Origin of the sequence: Methylocystis sp., assembly GCF_051061225.1 — a bacterium.
Classification (GTDB): domain Bacteria; phylum Pseudomonadota; class Alphaproteobacteria; order Rhizobiales; family Beijerinckiaceae; genus Methylocystis.
This window is the reverse complement of record NZ_JBPFEB010000068.1, coordinates 106836-122063: the sequence shown is the minus strand read 5'-3', so window position 1 is coordinate 122063 and position 15228 is coordinate 106836. Positions and strand designations below refer to the sequence as shown.

Annotated in this window: 15 protein-coding genes; 9 read left to right on the top strand and 6 right to left on the bottom strand. The window is 68.1% G+C overall.

Annotated elements, in window-relative coordinates; all coding sequences use genetic code 11:
* The first annotated feature begins 240 nt into the window (after nt 1-240).
* From fabG to ACR652_RS13065, 7 genes are all read left to right on the top strand, one after another.
* Complete coding sequence (gene fabG, locus ACR652_RS13095) at nt 241-978, top strand: 3-oxoacyl-[acyl-carrier-protein] reductase (RefSeq protein ID WP_434506929.1); 738 nt, start codon at nt 241-243, stop codon at nt 976-978.
* Between the two features lie 328 nt (nt 979-1306).
* The gene (locus ACR652_RS13090; protein WP_281799750.1) at nt 1307-1546 is read left to right on the top strand and encodes an acyl carrier protein; all 240 of its coding nucleotides are present in this window, start codon (nt 1307-1309) and stop codon (nt 1544-1546) included.
* Nucleotides 1547-1659: 113 nt separating this feature from the next.
* Nucleotides 1660-2922 (top strand): beta-ketoacyl-ACP synthase II, encoded by a 1263-nt coding sequence (fabF, locus tag ACR652_RS13085; RefSeq protein ID WP_434506928.1) that lies wholly within the window; start codon nt 1660-1662, stop codon nt 2920-2922.
* 177 nt (nt 2923-3099) lie between these two features.
* Nucleotides 3100-5430, top strand: a complete 2331-nt coding sequence (gene mltG / locus ACR652_RS13080; RefSeq protein WP_434506927.1) for an endolytic transglycosylase MltG — start codon at nt 3100-3102, stop codon at nt 5428-5430.
* Between the two features lie 35 nt (nt 5431-5465).
* The gene (locus tag ACR652_RS13075; RefSeq protein ID WP_434506926.1) at nt 5466-6395 is read left to right on the top strand and encodes a YicC/YloC family endoribonuclease; all 930 of its coding nucleotides are present in this window, start codon (nt 5466-5468) and stop codon (nt 6393-6395) included.
* 81 nt (nt 6396-6476) lie between these two features.
* Entirely contained in the window at nt 6477-7118 is a 642-nt protein-coding gene (gene gmk / locus ACR652_RS13070; RefSeq protein WP_434506925.1) for a guanylate kinase, read from the top strand.
* 134 nt (nt 7119-7252) lie between these two features.
* Entirely contained in the window at nt 7253-7612 is a 360-nt protein-coding gene (locus tag ACR652_RS13065) for a DUF488 domain-containing protein (RefSeq protein ID WP_434506924.1), read from the top strand.
* Here ACR652_RS13065 and rsmA read toward each other — a convergent pair.
* The 6 genes from rsmA to purL all read right to left on the bottom strand — a co-directional run bounded on the left by rsmA (nt 7606) and on the right by purL (nt 12971).
* Entirely contained in the window at nt 7606-8454 is an 849-nt protein-coding gene (rsmA, locus tag ACR652_RS13060) for a 16S rRNA (adenine(1518)-N(6)/adenine(1519)-N(6))-dimethyltransferase RsmA (RefSeq protein ID WP_434506923.1), read from the bottom strand. The two genes, ACR652_RS13065 and rsmA, sit on opposite strands and share 7 nt — an antisense overlap.
* Nucleotides 8451-9446 carry a 4-hydroxythreonine-4-phosphate dehydrogenase PdxA gene (gene pdxA, locus ACR652_RS13055; protein ID WP_434506922.1) on the bottom strand — a complete coding sequence of 332 codons (996 nt, stop codon included), beginning with the start codon at nt 9444-9446 and terminating at the stop codon, nt 8451-8453. Before pdxA ends, rsmA begins: the two co-directional genes overlap by 4 nt.
* Nucleotides 9447-9521: 75 nt before the next feature.
* Nucleotides 9522-9965, bottom strand: coding sequence for an SRPBCC family protein (locus ACR652_RS13050; protein ID WP_434506921.1), 444 nt, complete (start codon nt 9963-9965; stop codon nt 9522-9524).
* Nucleotides 9966-10088: 123 nt separating this feature from the next.
* Nucleotides 10089-10430 (bottom strand): Grx4 family monothiol glutaredoxin, encoded by a 342-nt coding sequence (gene grxD, locus ACR652_RS13045; protein ID WP_434506920.1) that lies wholly within the window; start codon nt 10428-10430, stop codon nt 10089-10091.
* Between the two features lie 50 nt (nt 10431-10480).
* Entirely contained in the window at nt 10481-10711 is a 231-nt protein-coding gene (locus ACR652_RS13040; protein WP_434506919.1) for a BolA/IbaG family iron-sulfur metabolism protein, read from the bottom strand.
* A gap of 19 nt (nt 10712-10730) precedes the next feature.
* Entirely contained in the window at nt 10731-12971 is a 2241-nt protein-coding gene (gene purL, locus ACR652_RS13035) for a phosphoribosylformylglycinamidine synthase subunit PurL (protein WP_434506918.1), read from the bottom strand.
* Nucleotides 12972-13264: 293 nt separating this feature from the next.
* Here purL and ACR652_RS13030 point away from each other — a divergent pair, with 293 nt between their 5' ends.
* Complete coding sequence (locus ACR652_RS13030) at nt 13265-14209, top strand: OmpW/AlkL family protein (protein WP_434506917.1); 945 nt, start codon at nt 13265-13267, stop codon at nt 14207-14209.
* Nucleotides 14210-14368: 159 nt separating this feature from the next.
* A complete protein-coding gene (locus ACR652_RS13025) occupies nt 14369-15202 on the top strand; it encodes a uracil-DNA glycosylase (RefSeq protein WP_434506916.1) in 834 nt (277 codons plus the stop codon).
* Nucleotides 15203-15228: the final 26 nt, after the last annotated feature.

Below are 15228 nucleotides of genomic sequence, written 5' to 3'. Positions count from 1 at the left end.
CGCCCGGCACATGAAACGACACGCGCTGTTGTACTTTTGTAACGAACCTTACGCCTTGAAAAATATGGGGTTAGGTAGAATTACCTAAAAATGCCGCGCTTGCGCCGGCGCCTTTGCGCCATCTCCGCCCGAATCTCACCGCGACTGATTTGTGTCTCGCAATTTTCGAATTTCCGGCTAAGGGGAAAGCAAGCCGGGAAGCGGCCCGAGCCGCGACGGCAACGAGGGGAGAAATTTTTGATGTTCGATCTGACAGGCAAGACGGCGCTCGTGACCGGTGCCAGCGGGGGCATCGGCAAGGACATCGCCCGCGCGCTGATCGGGGCGGGCGCGACGGTGGCGCTCTCCGGCACGCGCCGCGAGGCGCTCGAGGCGCTTCAGGCGGAGCTCGGCGGAACCACCTGCCTCCTGCCCTGCAATCTCGCCGATCGCGCCGAGACCGAGAAACTCATTCCCGCCGCCGAGGCGGCGATGGGCGGCGTCGACATTCTGGTCAACAACGCCGGCGTCACCCGCGACATGCTGTTCATGCGGCTGAAGGACGAGGACTGGGACGCCGTCCTCGAGATCAATCTGACCTCAGCCTTCCGCCTGTCCCGCGCCGTGCTGCGCGGCATGATGAAGAAGCGCTTCGGCCGCATCATCGGGATCACCTCCGTGGTCGGGGTCACCGGCAATCCCGGCCAGGGCAATTACGCCGCCGCCAAGGCGGGCATGATCGGCATGTCGAAATCGCTCGCGGCGGAAGTCGCCTCGCGCGGCGTGACGGTCAACTGCATCGCGCCGGGCTTCATCGAGAGCCCCATGACCGACGCCCTGACGGACGCCCAGAAACAGGCGATCCTCGCGCGCGTGCCGGCCGGGCGCCTTGGAACCGGAGGCGACATCGGAGCCGCCGTCGTCTATCTGGCGAGCGCCGAGGCGGGCTATGTCACCGGCCAGACGCTGCATGTGAACGGCGGCATGGCGATGATCTGACGGGCGCGGGCGCGCGGTCGACACCGCGTCTGCGGCCCTTTGGCGAGGTGCGGCTTTTTGCCCCCGGGCGGGGGGCGGAAAGCGGCGCTTTTTCGCATTGCCGCTTCGGTTCCGCCCTCTCGCCAACCTGAAGGAAGTATGTTACCAGACCCACGCCGCGAGAGGGGCGGCGCCGTCCAATTTCCGGGACAAAAAGGCCAGAGCGCAGTTTTGCCGCGCCGCCTTCGGACGTGGCCGGCGCGCGGAAATCTTTGGAGGAAACGGCGAGCGGGCGGAGCCTGCGACGCCGAAATCGGTGCGTGCACCATAGCAACTAGGGACGAAATCAATGAGCGATGTCGCCGAGCGCGTGAAAAAGATCGTTGTCGAACACCTCGGCGTGGAGCCTGAGAAGGTCGTCGACAAGGCGAACTTCATCGACGATCTGGGCGCGGACTCGCTCGACACGGTCGAGCTGGTCATGGCCTTCGAGGAAGAGTTCGGCGTCGAGATTCCGGACGACGCGGCCGAGACCATCGTGACGGTCGGCGACGCCGTGAAGTTCCTGGAAAAGGCCAAGGCCGCCTGATTTCGGAAATCATCGGTTGAAAAGCGCGCCGGCGGAGACGCCGCGCGCTTTTTGCGTCATTGCCGCCCGCAAGCGGGGCGGCGCGAGACATAACGAAGAGAAGAGAGCAAGCCATGCGCAGGGTGGTCGTCACCGGGCTCGGAATCGTGTCGCCTCTGGGCTGCGGCGTCGAAACGAATTGGCGGCGGCTGGTTGCCGGCGAGCACGGATTCCGCCGCATCGACATGTTCGAGGTCGACGACCTCGCCTGCCAGATCGCGGCCATCATCCCGCGCGGCGACGGCTCCAACGGCTCCTTCAACGCCGACGACTGGTTCGACCCCAAGGAGCAGCGCAAGGTCGACGACTTCATCATCTATGGCGCGGCCGCCGCGACCCAGGCGCTCGCCGACGCCGGCTGGAAGGCCGATACGGAAGAGAAGGCGGAGGCGACCGGCGTTCTGATCGGCTCCGGCATCGGCGGCCTCGGCGGCATTTACGAGACCTCGCTCACCCTGAAGGAAAAGGGCCCGCGCCGCGTGTCGCCCTTCTTCGTGTCGGGACGCATCATCAATCTCGTCGCCGGCTATGTCTCGATCATGCACAATCTGAAAGGTCCGAACCATGCGGTGGTGACGGCCTGCGCGACCGGCACGCACGCGATCGGCGACGCCGCGCGCATCATCGCCATGGGCGACGCCGACGTGATGGTCGCGGGCGGCGCCGAATCGCCGGTGAACCGCATCGGCGTCGCGGGCTTCGCCGCCTGCCGCGCGCTCTCCACGGGCTTCAACGACCGCCCGGCCGAGGCGTCGCGCCCTTATGACAAGGACCGCGACGGCTTCGTGCTCGGCGAAGGCGCGGGCTGCGTCGTGCTCGAGGCGTATGAGCACGCAAAGGCCCGCGGCGCGAAAATCTACGGCGAACTCATCGGCTACGGCATGTCGGGCGACGCCCATCACATCACCGCCCCCTCTCCCGAGGGCGACGGCGCCTATCGCTGCATGAAGATGGCGCTGAAGCGCTCGCAGCTCCCGGTGTCCGAGATCGATTACGTGAACGCGCATGGCACCTCGACGCCGCTCGGCGACGAGATCGAGCTGAAGGCCGTGGAGCGACTGATCGGCAATGTCGAGCCGCGCCTCTCCATGTCCTCGACCAAATCCGCCGTGGGCCATCTGCTCGGCGGCGCCGGGGCGGTGGAGGCGGTCTTCACCATTCTCGCCATGGCCAACAACGCCGCGCCGCCGACGCGCAATCTCGACAATCCGTCCGTCGAGACGGCGATCGACCTTGTGCCGAAGGTTGCGCGCCCGCGCGAGATCAACGTCGCGCTGTCGAACTCCTTCGGCTTCGGCGGCACCAACGCCTCGCTGCTGTTCCGCAAGCTTCCCTGAGCCGGCAGCATCGGGTCATCGGCGCGCCAGGTCCGGGGGGAGGCTCCCCCGGAGAAGTTCGGCCGCGTTCCTGAATTCGCCACAATGAGCCCTAGTGTGGGCCGATTGGCGAACAGTCCCTGTTGATCCCGGCTGCTGCGACCAATGGCGCCGGGTCGAACCGGTTGGCGTGGTGAGATGATGAGCGACGAGACGGGCGACAAGCCGACGACCCCAGACGAGGCGGCGAAAGCCCCGGCTCCAGAGCCGACGCAGACGGCGCCCGCGCCCGTCGACGCAAAGAGCGACGCGGCGCCCGGGAAGCCTCAGGAGTCGCAAGGGCCGCAAGGGCAACAAGAGCCTGAGGCGCCGGACGCGCCGAAGGACGCCGCTGAGCCCTCGCAAAGCGTGAAAACGGAGGCGACGACCGCACCCCGCGCCGAGGCGGAGAAGCCGCCGCAGGCCCAGGAGCCCGGCGCAAAAAATCCCGTGTCCGAAAAGCCCGAGCCGGAAAAGCCTCAGGCGGAAAAAGCGGAAACCACTGCATCCCCTCCCGCCGGGTCGCCGGCCCCCGCGATGGCGAAAGACGAGTCCGGCCCGGCCCGGCCGGCGGCGCCCGTGGCCGCAGCTCCCGCGCCCGCCTCCAAGGGGGGGGCGTCAATCTTCGGCCGCCGCGCGACGCCGCAGAGCGTGCAGCAGACGGCCTCGCCCGAGGCGCCGCCCGCCCCGCCGCCGAAGCGCAAGAAAAAGCGCCGCGAGGGCACGCTTTCGGCCATGAGCGGCTTTCTCAGCTTCATGCTCGTGGCGCTGGTCGCGGGTGCCTTCGGCATTGTCGCCGTGCTCCACAAGCTGAAGGATCCGGGGCCGCTCGGCGCCGACAAGGTCGTCTATCTGCCGCCGCGCAGCGACGTGCCCGAAATGCTCGCGCAGCTCAGGAGCGAAGGGGTCATTGACAGCCCCGGGCTGATGAATTTCGCGCTACTGATCCAGAACGCGCGCGGCAAGGTGAAGCCGGGCGAATATCTCTTCCGCAAGAACGTCAGCCTGCGGGAGGTGATCGACGAAATGGTCGCCGGCCGGCAGGTGCTGCACAGTTTCACCGTTCCCGAGGGGTTGACCAGCGAACAGATCGCCGAGCGCCTGCGTGAGTCCGATCTCCTCGTCGGCGACATTCTGGAGGCCCCCAAGGAAGGCGCGCTGCTGCCGGAGACCTACAAGTTTCCGCGCGGCTTTCCGCGCAGCAAGCTGCTCTCCAAGATGCAGGAGGACCAGCGCAAGCTCGTCGAGCAGATCTGGGCGAAACGGGCGAAGGACCTGCCCCTGCGCTCGCCCTATGAGCTCGTGACCCTCGCGTCCATCGTCGAGAAGGAAACCGGCAAGGCGGAGGAGCGCCCGCGCGTCGCGGCGGTGTTCATGAACCGCCTGCGCAAGGGCATGCGGCTGCAGTCCGACCCGACCATCGTCTACGGCCTCGTCGGCGGCAAGGCGACGCTCGGACGCGGCATCCTGCGGTCCGAAATCGAGAAATGGACGCCCTACAACACCTACGCCATCGACGGCCTGCCGCCCGGCCCCATCGCCAATCCGGGCAAGGCCGCGATGGAGGCCGTCGCCAATCCGGCGCATACGAAGGACCTCTATTTCGTCGCCGACGGCACGGGCGGGCATGTCTTCGCGGAGTCGCTCGATCAGCATTCGCGCAACGTCCAGACCTGGCGCCGGATCGAGCAGGAGCAAAAGGCGAAGACCGGCGAGCAGCCCGACCAGCCCGATCAGGCCGTCCCCGCGGCGGCGCCGCCGGCGGCGCCGAAAAGCGAGAAGCGCACCGAGGCGCCGATGGGACGGTTGGTGCGGCTCGACGCCCGCCATGAGGACTACCCCCCGCCGTCCCCCCGCGACATGGCTGCCGACGACGGCGCGACCCATCGGCTCGGCGCATTCGGCCCCGCCGGCGCCGCCTTCGAACTCGGCGGCTTCGAGGATCCGACGGCCGACGCCGCCCGGCATCTCGCCCGGCTGCGCGTCGCCCGCCCCTATTTCACCCAGGACGCGGCCCGGCTCCGGGCGCCCGCCTCCGGCTTCGACCCGAGCCTGCTCGCGGCGCGCGGCGCGGCGCCCGACGCCGAAGGCGAGGACGGCGGCGTCGGCCCGGACATGCTGGCGCGGGAAAGCGCCGACGGCAAAGCCCTGCCCGACGCGGGGCCGGGCGTGACCCAGGACATCGCCGCCTATCCCGTGTCGCCGGCCCGGCGGGCGGAGCTCAAGGCGCGGGCGGCGCGGCTCGGGCTCTCCTCCGGCTCGGACGAGCTCCCCGCCGATGCGCTCGGCGAAAAGGTCTCTGCGGACGAGGCGGCGGCGAACGGCCGTCCCGCGCCCGAAGCGGCGCTCGCGCTCGCGCCGGCCGCGCCTCAGCGCATGCGGCCGCGCGCCTTCGACGCCTCCGAAGGCACGGCGCTCGATCCGCTGCGCGACAGGAGCTGGGATTTGACCTCCGCCAAAACCGTTCCGCCCACCGCAAGCCTTCGCTGAGCGGCTCGACCCCGGTCTCGCGAGGGCTCACGCCCATGAGCGTCGCCAACATGAGCGTCAACATGCCCCCCTCCAGCACGACCGTCGCCAGCATGACCGGTTTCGCCCGCGCCCGGGGCAGTCTCGGGTCGTGGAGCTACGCCTGGGAGATCAAGAGCGTCAACGCCAAGGGCCTGGATCTGCGGCTGAAGGTTCCGCCCGGCTTCGACTCGGTGGAGGTCAAGGCGCGCGCGGCGCTCTCGGGGCGGCTGGCCCGGGGCTCGGTCTTCGCCAATCTCACGGCCAGGCGCGCCGAGGCGGAGGGGATCGCGCGCGTCAATCGCGCCGCGCTCGACAAGCTGCTCGCCGCCCTCGACGACGTGCCCCTGCACGCCAATCTCCGGCCCGCCTCGCTCGACGGCCTGCTGGCGGTGAAAGGCGTCGTCGAGGTCAGCGAACCGGAAGACGACGAGACCGCGCGGGCGGCGCTGGACGCCAGCATCCTCGCCGCGCTCGTCGCGGCGCTGGAGTCGCTCGTCGCGGCGCGCGAGGCCGAGGGCTTCGCCCTTGCCGCCGTGCTCGGCGCAAGGCTCGAACGCATCGGGACGCTCGCCGCCGAAGCCGACGCCCTGCCTGGGCGCCAGCCCGAGGCCGTCCGCCAGCGGCTTGCGCAACAGGTCGCGCGGCTGCTCGAAAGCGCGGAAGGGCTCGACCCCGCCCGCCTGCATCAGGAGGCCGTTCTGCTCGCCGTCAAGGCGGATGTGCGCGAGGAGCTGGACCGGCTGACCGCTCATGTCCTGGCCGGCCGGAAGCTGCTGGCGCAGGGCGGCTCCATCGGACGCCGCCTCGATTTTCTCGCCCAGGAACTGTCGCGGGAGACCAACACGCTCTGCGCCAAATCCAACGATCCGGCGCTGACGGCGATCGGGCTGGAGCTCAAGATCGAGGTGGAGCAGTTGCGCGAGCAGGTGCAAAACATCGAATAGGCGCAGAACCGGGGAGGGCGACGGTTGCAGGAACCGCCCTAATTCCCTATTGGCGGACTCCCGCACTCAAGACCCGTTGTCATGGATCATTCACTCCCGCCGCGCCGCGGCGTCGTCCTTATCCTTTCTTCGCCCTCCGGCGCCGGCAAGACCACGCTGACGCGGATGCTTCTGCAGGACCGCGACCTCGATCTCACCCTCTCCATTTCGGTGACGACGCGGGCGCGCCGCTCGAGCGAAGTCGACGGGATTCACTACCGTTTCATCAACGAGCGCCAGTTCCTCTCCATGCGCGACGCCGGCGAACTGCTGGAATGGGCGGAGGTGCACGGCAATTTCTACGGCACGCCGCGCGCGCCGGTCGAGGCCGTGCTGGCGCAGGGCCGCGACTGTCTTTTCGACATCGACTATCAGGGGACGCGCCAGGTGCGCGAGAAGATGGGATCGGACACGGTGACGGTCTTCATCCTGCCGCCCTCGATGAAGGAGCTGCGCGCCAGGCTCGAGCGCCGGGCCGAGGACGCGGCGGAGGTGATCGAGCGGCGGCTTCAGAACGCCCGCAAGGAAATCGCCCGCTGGAAGGATTATGATTACGTGATCGTCAATGACGATCTCCAGCGCTCCTTCGACGATCTGATCGCCATTTTGCGCGCCGAGCGGCAGCGCCGCCCGCGCCGCGAGCGCGGCGTCGCGGAATTCGTCGAGAAGCTGTTGAGCGAGTAGACGCGCCGGACCACCGCGCCAGAGCATGTCCCGGCCTGATCGAGTCTGACCGGGGCTCTCGTCGTTTTTGTATATCGCGCTTTCTTTCGCCGAACCGGTTCCCACTTTGGCGGAAAGCGCTCTAAGTCCTCCACATGCATGCGCTTCGCCTCAAACGCGTCTACGAGCCGCCCGACGAGAGCGACGGGACGCGCGTCCTCGTCGACCGCCTGTGGCCGCGCGGCCTGTCGAAGGAAAAAGCCGCCCTCGATCACTGGGCCAAAGCCGTGGCGCCGAGCGATGAGTTGCGGCGCTGGTTCGCGCATCGTCCCGAGCGCTGGGAAGAATTCGTGACACGCTATCGCGAGGAGCTCGGCGCGCCCGAGGCGCAGGAGGAGCTTGCCGCCATTCGCCGCTTCCTGCGCGAAGGCCGCGTCACCCTGCTCTTCGCCGCCCATGACGAGGAGAGGAACAACGCCGTCGCGCTGAAGGACGTTTTGCGCCCGGCTCATTGAGCGGCGAGCGCATGGGTGAGGGCGACGAAGCCCGCCACGTCGATCTCTTCGGCGCGCCGCGTCTCCTCGATCCCCGCCCGCGCCAGCAGCGCGGCCGCATCGACGCCCAATGATTTCAGGCTTTGGCGCAGCATCTTGCGGCGCTGGCCGAAGGCCGCCTGCGTCACGCGGGACAGCGCCGCCGGATCGCAGGGCAGGGGCGTGCGGTTGGGAACCAGCTCGACGACGGAAGACGTCACTTTGGGCGGCGGCGTGAAGGCCGAGGGGGACACGTCGAAAAGAATGCGCGCTTTCGTGCGCCAGCCGCAGAGCACCGCGAGCCGTCCGTAGTCGGCGCGGTTTTGCGGCGTCGCGACGATGCGCAGCGCCACCTCTTTCTGGAACATCAGCACATAACGGTCGAAGACCGAGGGCCAGGGCTCCGCCTCGATCCAGCGGGTGAGCAGGGCGGTCGCGACATTATAGGGCAGATTGGCGCAGATGCGCGCCTTGCCCGCGGCGCCATGGGCGCGCGCCAGTTCCGCGACGTCGATCTCCAGCGCGTCGCCCTCGACGACAGTGAGACGGCCGGGGTAACGCGCCGCAATTTCGGCGAGCGCCGGCAGGCAGCGCGCGTCGCGCTCGATGGCGACGACCTTCGCGCCCTGCGCCAGGAGCGCGCGCGTGAGCCCGCCCGGGCCGGGGCCGATTTCGACCACGACCGTCCCGTCGAACGGTCCCGCCGCCCGCGCGATGCGGCTGGTGAGATTGAGGTCGAACAGAAAATTCTGCCCGAGCGTTTTTTTGGCGTCGAGCCCGTGGCGCGCCACGACCTCGCGCAGCGGCGGCAGATCGTCGATCACGCGGTCATCCGTGCGGCGAGTTTGATGGCTTCGATGAGGCTCGTCGGATCGGCGACGCCCTTTCCGGCGATGTCGAAGGCCGTGCCATGGTCGGGAGACGTGCGCACGAAGGGGAGGCCGAGCGTGACGTTCACGCCGCGGTCGAAGGCGAGCGTCTTGATGGGAATCAGGGCCTGATCATGCGTCGGACAGAGGGCGACGTCATATGTCGCGCGCGCGGCGCTGTGAAACATCGTGTCGGCGGGCAGGGGGCCGACGGCGTCGATCCCCCTGGCGCGCAGATCCGCAAGGGCGGGCGCGATCACGTCGATTTCCTCTCGCCCCAGCGCGCCGTCCTCGCCCGCATGCGGATTCAGGCCGGAAAAGGCGAGGCGGGGCCGCGTCAGATGAAAGCGCCGCGTCAGATCGCGGGCGACAATCTCTCCGGTCTCGACGATGAGCGCGCGGGTGAGACGGCGCGGCGCCTCGGCGAGCGGAATATGAATGGTGATCGGGACGACCGCGAGCTCCTCGGCCCAGAGCATCATCACCGGCCGGTAGGTCCCGCCGTAATGGCGCGCCGCCAGTTCGCCCAGAAACTCGGTATGGCCCGGATGGGCGAAGCCGGCCGCGTAGAGCACCGATTTCGCGATTGGGTTGGTGACCACCGCGCGCGCGGCGCCGTCGACGACGCGCTCCACCGCCAGTTCGATCGAGCGTACGGTCGCTGGCGCGTCTTCCGCTTGCGGCGCGCCGAAGTCCCCGCGCACGGGGACGCCCAGGGGAACGACCGGCAAGGCGCGCGCGAAAACCTTCTCCGCCCCGGCGGGAACGGTTTCCACGATCGGAACGTCGAGGCCGAGCGCCTGCGCGACGCGGGCGAGATGGGCCGGATCAGCGACGGCGAAGAAGGGCGGCAGAGCGGCGGCGTCGCGCGCCGCATGGGCCTTGAGCGTCAGCTCCGGCCCGATGCCGGAGGGATCGCCCTGCGTCAGCGCAAGGGGAAGAGTCATGGCGAGGGGGCCGCCCGGGCGCGGCGCGTTGCGGATTTCGTCATGCGCCGACATTTGCCGATGCGGCCCGCGAAATCAAACAGCCGGCGCCTCCGCCTGCTCCTTCAGCGCGAGATTCATCGCCTCGAACCCCTGGCGGGTCGCCGGCAGCATGCCGCTCAGCAGCGACACGAGGAGACCCGAAAAACGCTCGCCATGCGTGAGACGCGTGCGCCGGTCGTCGAGCGGTTCGAGCAGAAAATAATGTTCGCCGTCGAAGAGCCCGCGAATCAGCACGCTCCCGCGCCAGCGCAACTCCTGTTGCGGCCGCAGCGTGAGGATCACGGGCCTGAACCGCATGGCTGTCTTGCCGGGGGGCGCGATCTGAACCGAGAGCCTTTCCCCTTGCGCGAGCCGGCCGGAAATCCCCGTGATGAAGGGATTCCACGCCGGCATGCGCTCGAAATCCGTCAGCAGCGCCCATATGCGGGCGGCGGGCGCGTCGATGTCGATCTGCGTTTCCAACTGGCGCTGCGCCATGTCGCTCTCAAAATGTCCCGATGGCCGCCGGGCGACGCATAATCTGAAAGGAGAATGAAAATCGGTTGACAACCTCCGGCGCGCGGCGATTGCCGCAGCGCGCCGGAAACCTCCAAAAAGCGCTCACGCCTTGCCGGCCTGCGCGTGCGGCACGCCTTCCTTGTCGAAGAGCGCGGTCAATTCGCCCGACTGGAACATCTCACGGGTGATGTCGCAGCCGCCGATGAATTCATTCTTCACATAGAGCTGGGGAATCGTCGGCCAGTTCGAAAAGGTCTTGATCCCCTCGCGAATCTCGCCGTCGGCCAGCACGTTGATCGCCTTGTAGGGCACGCCGAGATGGTTGAGGATCTGCACCACCTGCATGGAGAAACCGCATTGCGGGGCCTGCGGCGTGCCTTTCATGAAAAGCACCACGTCGGAGGATTCGATCTCGCTCTTGATGCGGCTGTTGATGTCGGACATCTGGCTTTCTTCCTTTCATGCGGCGTTCAAGGCGCCGCCGGTGAGAATTGTTACGGCGCGCGGGTGGTGAGCGCCAGCGCGTGCAGCTCCGTGCCGAGCCTCGGGCCAAAAGCGGCGTTGACGAGCTGATGCTGGCGCACGCGCGTGAGGCCCCTGAACGATTCGCAGGTCACGGTCGCGGCCCAATGGTCATTGTCGTCGGCGAGCGCGGTCAGTTCGATCGTCGCGTCGGGCAGGGCGGCCTTGATGATCTTTTCGATCTCCGAGGCGGGCATGGGCATGTCTCTTGTCCTCTTTGCGTCATGAAATGTCGGAAAAGGCTCCGTCGTCCCCGGCCATATAGGCCGGAAGCGGCGACTCATGCGCGGCGCGCAGGTCCGAGAGCAATATCGGCGCCTCGCCCGGCAGTTTCAACGCGTCGCCCCCGGTGACGCCGAGCGTCAGGATCGGCGCGCCCGCCGCAGCCGCGGCCGCCAGGATCGCCGCGGCGTTCGGGGCGGAGGCGGTCAGCAGGTAACGCCCCTGATCCTCGCCGAAGAGAACCGCGTGGGGCGCGCCCCCGGGCAGGGAGTCGAGCGTCGCGCCCATGCGGCCCGCCAGCGCCATCTCGGCCAGGGCGACCGCGAGGCCGCCATCGGCAAGGTCATGCGCCGCGGAGACCCGGCCAGCGAGAATCTGCTCGCGCACGAAATCGCCGTTGCGCCGTTCGGCGGCGAGGTCCACCGGCGGCGGCGCGCCGTCGCGGCGCCCGCACACATCGGCGAGCCAGGCCGACTGGCCGAGCCAGCCTGCGGTCGCGCCGACGAGAAGGATGGTCTCGCCCGCCTGCGTGAAGCCGGTCGGGGCCGATTGCGTCACATCGGCGATCACGCCGACGCCGCCAATCGCCGGGGTGGGCAGGATGCCCGCGCCCTGGGTCTCGTTATAGAGCGAGACATTCCCCGACACGATCGGGAAATCGAGCGCGGCGGCGGCTTCGCCAATGCCCTGCAGGCAGCCGACGAACTGGCCCATATATTCGGGCCGCTCGGGATTGCCGAAATTCAGATTGTCGGTGAGCGCCAGCGGCGTCGCCCCGCGCACGGTGATGTTGCGCCAGGCTTCCGCCACCGCCTGCTTGCCGCCCTCGACAGGGTCGGCGGCGCAATAGCGCGCGGTCACGTCGGTGGTCAGCGCCAGACCCTTCGGCCCGTCCTTGACCCGAATCACCGCCGCGTCTCCGCCCGGCTGGCGCACGCTGTTGCCGAGAATCAGATGGTCGTACTGCTCCCACACCCAGCGCTTGGAGCAGAGATTGGGAGTCGACAGCAGCTTCAGAAGCGCGTCCCGATTGGAGAGCGGCGGCGGCGCCGAGGCCGGGTCGATCACCGGTTTTTTGGGCGTCGCCACCCATGGCCGGTCATAGACCGGGGCCTCGTCGCCAAGCTCCTTGATGGGGAGATCGGCCTTTGTCTCGCCCTTGTGCCGGACGACGAAGCGCAGCGTGTCGGTGGTCTTGCCGACGATGGCGAAGTCGAGGCCCCATTTGCGGAAGATGCCCTCGCCCTGCTCCTCGAGCTCGGGCTTGAGAACCATGAGCATGCGCTCCTGGCTCTCCGAGAGCATCATCTCATAGGCGGTCATGCCCTCTTCCCGGCAGGGCACGGCGTCGAGATCGAGCTCGATGCCGAGATTGCCCTTGGCGCCCATTTCCACCGCCGAGGAGGTGAGCCCGGCCGCGCCCATGTCCTGAATGGCGATGACCGCGCCCGACGCCATCAGCTCCAGGCAGGCCTCGAGCAGAAGCTTTTCCGAAAAGGGGTCGCCCACCTGCACCGTCGGACGCTTCTCCTCGGCGTCCGCCTCGAAGGAGGCTGACGCCATGGTGGCGCCGTGAATGCCGTCGCGGCCGGTCTTGGAGCCGAGATAGACGATCGGGTTTCCGACGCCGGCGGCGGCGGAATAGAAGATGGAATCCGTGCGCGCGAGGCCCACCGCCATGGCGTTGACGAGGATATTGCCGTCGTAGGAGGCGTCGAATTCGGTCGAGCCGCCCACCGTCGGCACGCCGAAACTGTTGCCGTAGCCGCCAACGCCCGCGACCACGCCCGCGACGAGATGGCGCGTCTTGCCGTGCGCGGGGCGGCCGAACCGCAGCAGGTTCAGACAGGCGATCGGCCGCGCGCCCATGGTGAAGACGTCGCGCAGAATGCCGCCGACCCCGGTCGCCGCGCCTTGATAGGGCTCGATGAAGGACGGGTGGTTGTGGCTCTCCATCTTGAAGACGCAGGCGTCGCCGTCGCCAATATCAATGACGCCGGCGTTCTCGCCGGGTCCGCGAATCACCCAGGGGGCCCTGGTCGGCAGCTTGCGCAAATGAACGCGAGACGACTTGTACGAGCAATGCTCGTTCCACATGGCCGAAAAAATGCCGAGCTCGGTGAAGCTTGGCGTTCTCCCGATCAGTTTGAGGATCCGCTCGTATTCGTCGGGCTTGAGGCCGTGCGCGGCGGCGAGCGCGGCGTCGACCTTCGGTTCGGCTGCAGAGGCGGTGGCGGTCAATGGGTCGGACCTTAAGCAGAGGGCGACGCTTTTCTGGGCGCCGCAGCGGCGCGGAATGCGCCGGTTTTGCTCGATGTTCTCGAACGCTTCTCGCCGTCTCGATTAGCGCCCGCCGCCCCTCAAGGCAACCGCGCCAATCTGTTGCGCAAGTGACACAATGGGGAAGAATGAATAGTCCACAGCGTTTTTCTTGACAGTTGTCAATTGTCAAATGCCTGAAAAGGGGCAACCTTCAGCCCGACTCGGCGCGACGGCGTCGATCCGTCTGCCAAAGATATTCTACGGGGGTTCCGATGAGGGATTTTGTTCGCGGCGCTGTTGCCGCCATAGGTTTGGGAGCCGCTGCGGTTTCCGCTCACGCGGCTGATCTGCCGAGCATCAAGGCGCCGCCGCCGCCGCCGCCGGTTATCGAGCCCTTCCATCCCTTCCAGGTTCGCCTCAAGGTCGGCGGCGTCATCCCGACGGACGGCTCGGCCTATATCACCGACCGCGGCAACGGCAGCTATCTGAGCGGCGCGACCATCGCGGCGGTCACGGGCTACAATTATCCCGTGACCGCGCTGAACGCCCTTGGCTATAGCGCCGGCCCCGGCACCCAGTTCTTCGGCTCCAGCACGAATATTTCGTCCGCCGTCATCCCGATGATCGACGTCGCCTACTTCCTCACCAAGAACTGGGCGATCGAGGCGATCTGCTGCGTCACCCCGCATCACGTGACGGGCGTCGGCCCGATCCAGGGCGCCAGCGTCATCAAGACCTGGGTGTTCCCGCCGTCCCTGATGCTGCAGTATCACTTCACCAATTTCGGCGCCTTCCAGCCCTACCTCGGCGTCGGCGTGAACTTCACTGCCTTCTGGGGCACCCGCGCCGGCAATCAGACGGCGACGTTCCAGGCCCTGAACCCGAATATCGCCGCCTTCGGCGGCGGCGCCCTGAACCCCTTCAATGCGTGGGCGACCGCCACTTCGGCGAGCATCACCCCGTCTTGGGGCGTCGTCGGCCAGGCCGGCGTCGACTATATGTTCAACGACCACTGGGGCGTGAACGTCGACGTGAAATACATCATGATGGAGCCGAACGCTCACGTTTGGGCCGTCGCCAATACGACGCCGGTCAACGTCGGCCCGGTCAACGTCCCGCTCAACCTGGCCGTGAAGATCAATCCGGTCGTGATTTCGGGCGGTCTGACCTATCGTTTCGGCGCCGACTGGGGCGTGCCGAAGATCCTGCCTTTCTAATAGGGCGCAACATCCGAACGACAAATGGCCCGCAAGGGTCGGCCCGGCCGCACTGCGGCCGGGCTTTCTTTTTGCCTGTGTGGAAAAAGGATCGATGCGCCGCCGCGCCGGTCGGTCGCCTGGTCATGACGGGGCGGGCCGAACGCGGTAAGGTCGCTCATGGCCCTCGCTCCCACCCCTGACACGCGCGGCGCGCTTCTCGCGCTTCTCGACTGGTATGTCGAAAGCGGGGTGGACGTCGCGCTCGACGAGGCGCCGCACGATCGCTACGCGGACAGCGCCCGCGCCGCAGCCTCTGTCATCGCCCCCCCCGCCGCGCCGTTGCGGGCGCCCGAGCCGCCGAAAGGCCAGGCTCTGACGCAGCCACGCCCGGCGCCGGCCGTCGCGCCGCCGGATGAAGCCGCCCGCGCCGCCGCCGCCGCGGCCGTCGCCGCGCCCAGCCTCGACGCGCTCGCCGAGGCCCTGGCGCAATTTCCGCACGCGCCCTTTCGCGACATGGCGCAGCATTTTCTGTTCGGAGCCGGATGCGCGACGGCGCCGCTGATGGTTTTTGACGAGGCGCCGGGCGATGTGGAGGAGGCGGGAGGCGAGGCCTTCAGCGGGCCGTCCGCACGGCTTCTCGACAATATGCTGGCCGCCATCGGCCGCAGCCGCGAGAGCGCCTGTCTCGCCTATGCCGCGCCCTGGCGCCCGCCGGGGGACCGCACTCTGACCCAGCCGGAGATCGCCGTCTTCGCCCCCTTCGCGCGACGTCGCGTCGAGCTGGCGCGGCCAAAGGCGGTGTTGCTGTTCGGCGAGGCGCCGGCGCGCATGCTGCTGGAGTCGGGCGAGCCGCTCGGAAAACTGCGCGGCCGGCGATTCGAGATCCGCTGCGGCGACCATGTCGCGCAGGGCTTCGTGTTCAACAGTCTGGACGCAATTCTCGGAAGCTGGTCGCTGAAGCCGGCGGCGTGGCGCGATCTGCGCGCCGCCGCCGCCGCTCTTGAAGAATGAGGCCGGGAAGAGGGGCGACGGCCCCC

What these genes read in the sequence shown, in the direction of transcription:
- fabG (WP_434506929.1), top strand. Translation starts at nt 241, where the DNA reads ATGTTCGATCTGACAGGCAAGACGGCGCTCGTGACCGGTGCCAGCGGG.
- ACR652_RS13090 (WP_281799750.1), top strand. Translation starts at nt 1,307, where the DNA reads ATGAGCGATGTCGCCGAGCGCGTGAAAAAGATCGTTGTCGAACACCTC.
- fabF (WP_434506928.1), top strand. Translation starts at nt 1,660, where the DNA reads ATGCGCAGGGTGGTCGTCACCGGGCTCGGAATCGTGTCGCCTCTGGGC.
- mltG (WP_434506927.1), top strand. Translation starts at nt 3,100, where the DNA reads ATGATGAGCGACGAGACGGGCGACAAGCCGACGACCCCAGACGAGGCG.
- ACR652_RS13075 (WP_434506926.1), top strand. Translation starts at nt 5,466, where the DNA reads ATGAGCGTCGCCAACATGAGCGTCAACATGCCCCCCTCCAGCACGACC.
- gmk (WP_434506925.1), top strand. Translation starts at nt 6,477, where the DNA reads ATGGATCATTCACTCCCGCCGCGCCGCGGCGTCGTCCTTATCCTTTCT.
- ACR652_RS13065 (WP_434506924.1), top strand. Translation starts at nt 7,253, where the DNA reads ATGCATGCGCTTCGCCTCAAACGCGTCTACGAGCCGCCCGACGAGAGC.
- pdxA (WP_434506922.1), bottom strand. Translation starts at nt 9,446, where the DNA reads ATGACTCTTCCCCTTGCGCTGACGCAGGGCGATCCCTCCGGCATCGGG.
- ACR652_RS13050 (WP_434506921.1), bottom strand. Translation starts at nt 9,965, where the DNA reads ATGGCGCAGCGCCAGTTGGAAACGCAGATCGACATCGACGCGCCCGCC.
- grxD (WP_434506920.1), bottom strand. Translation starts at nt 10,430, where the DNA reads ATGTCCGACATCAACAGCCGCATCAAGAGCGAGATCGAATCCTCCGAC.
- ACR652_RS13040 (WP_434506919.1), bottom strand. Translation starts at nt 10,711, where the DNA reads ATGCCCATGCCCGCCTCGGAGATCGAAAAGATCATCAAGGCCGCCCTG.
- ACR652_RS13030 (WP_434506917.1), top strand. Translation starts at nt 13,265, where the DNA reads ATGAGGGATTTTGTTCGCGGCGCTGTTGCCGCCATAGGTTTGGGAGCC.
- ACR652_RS13025 (WP_434506916.1), top strand. Translation starts at nt 14,369, where the DNA reads ATGGCCCTCGCTCCCACCCCTGACACGCGCGGCGCGCTTCTCGCGCTT.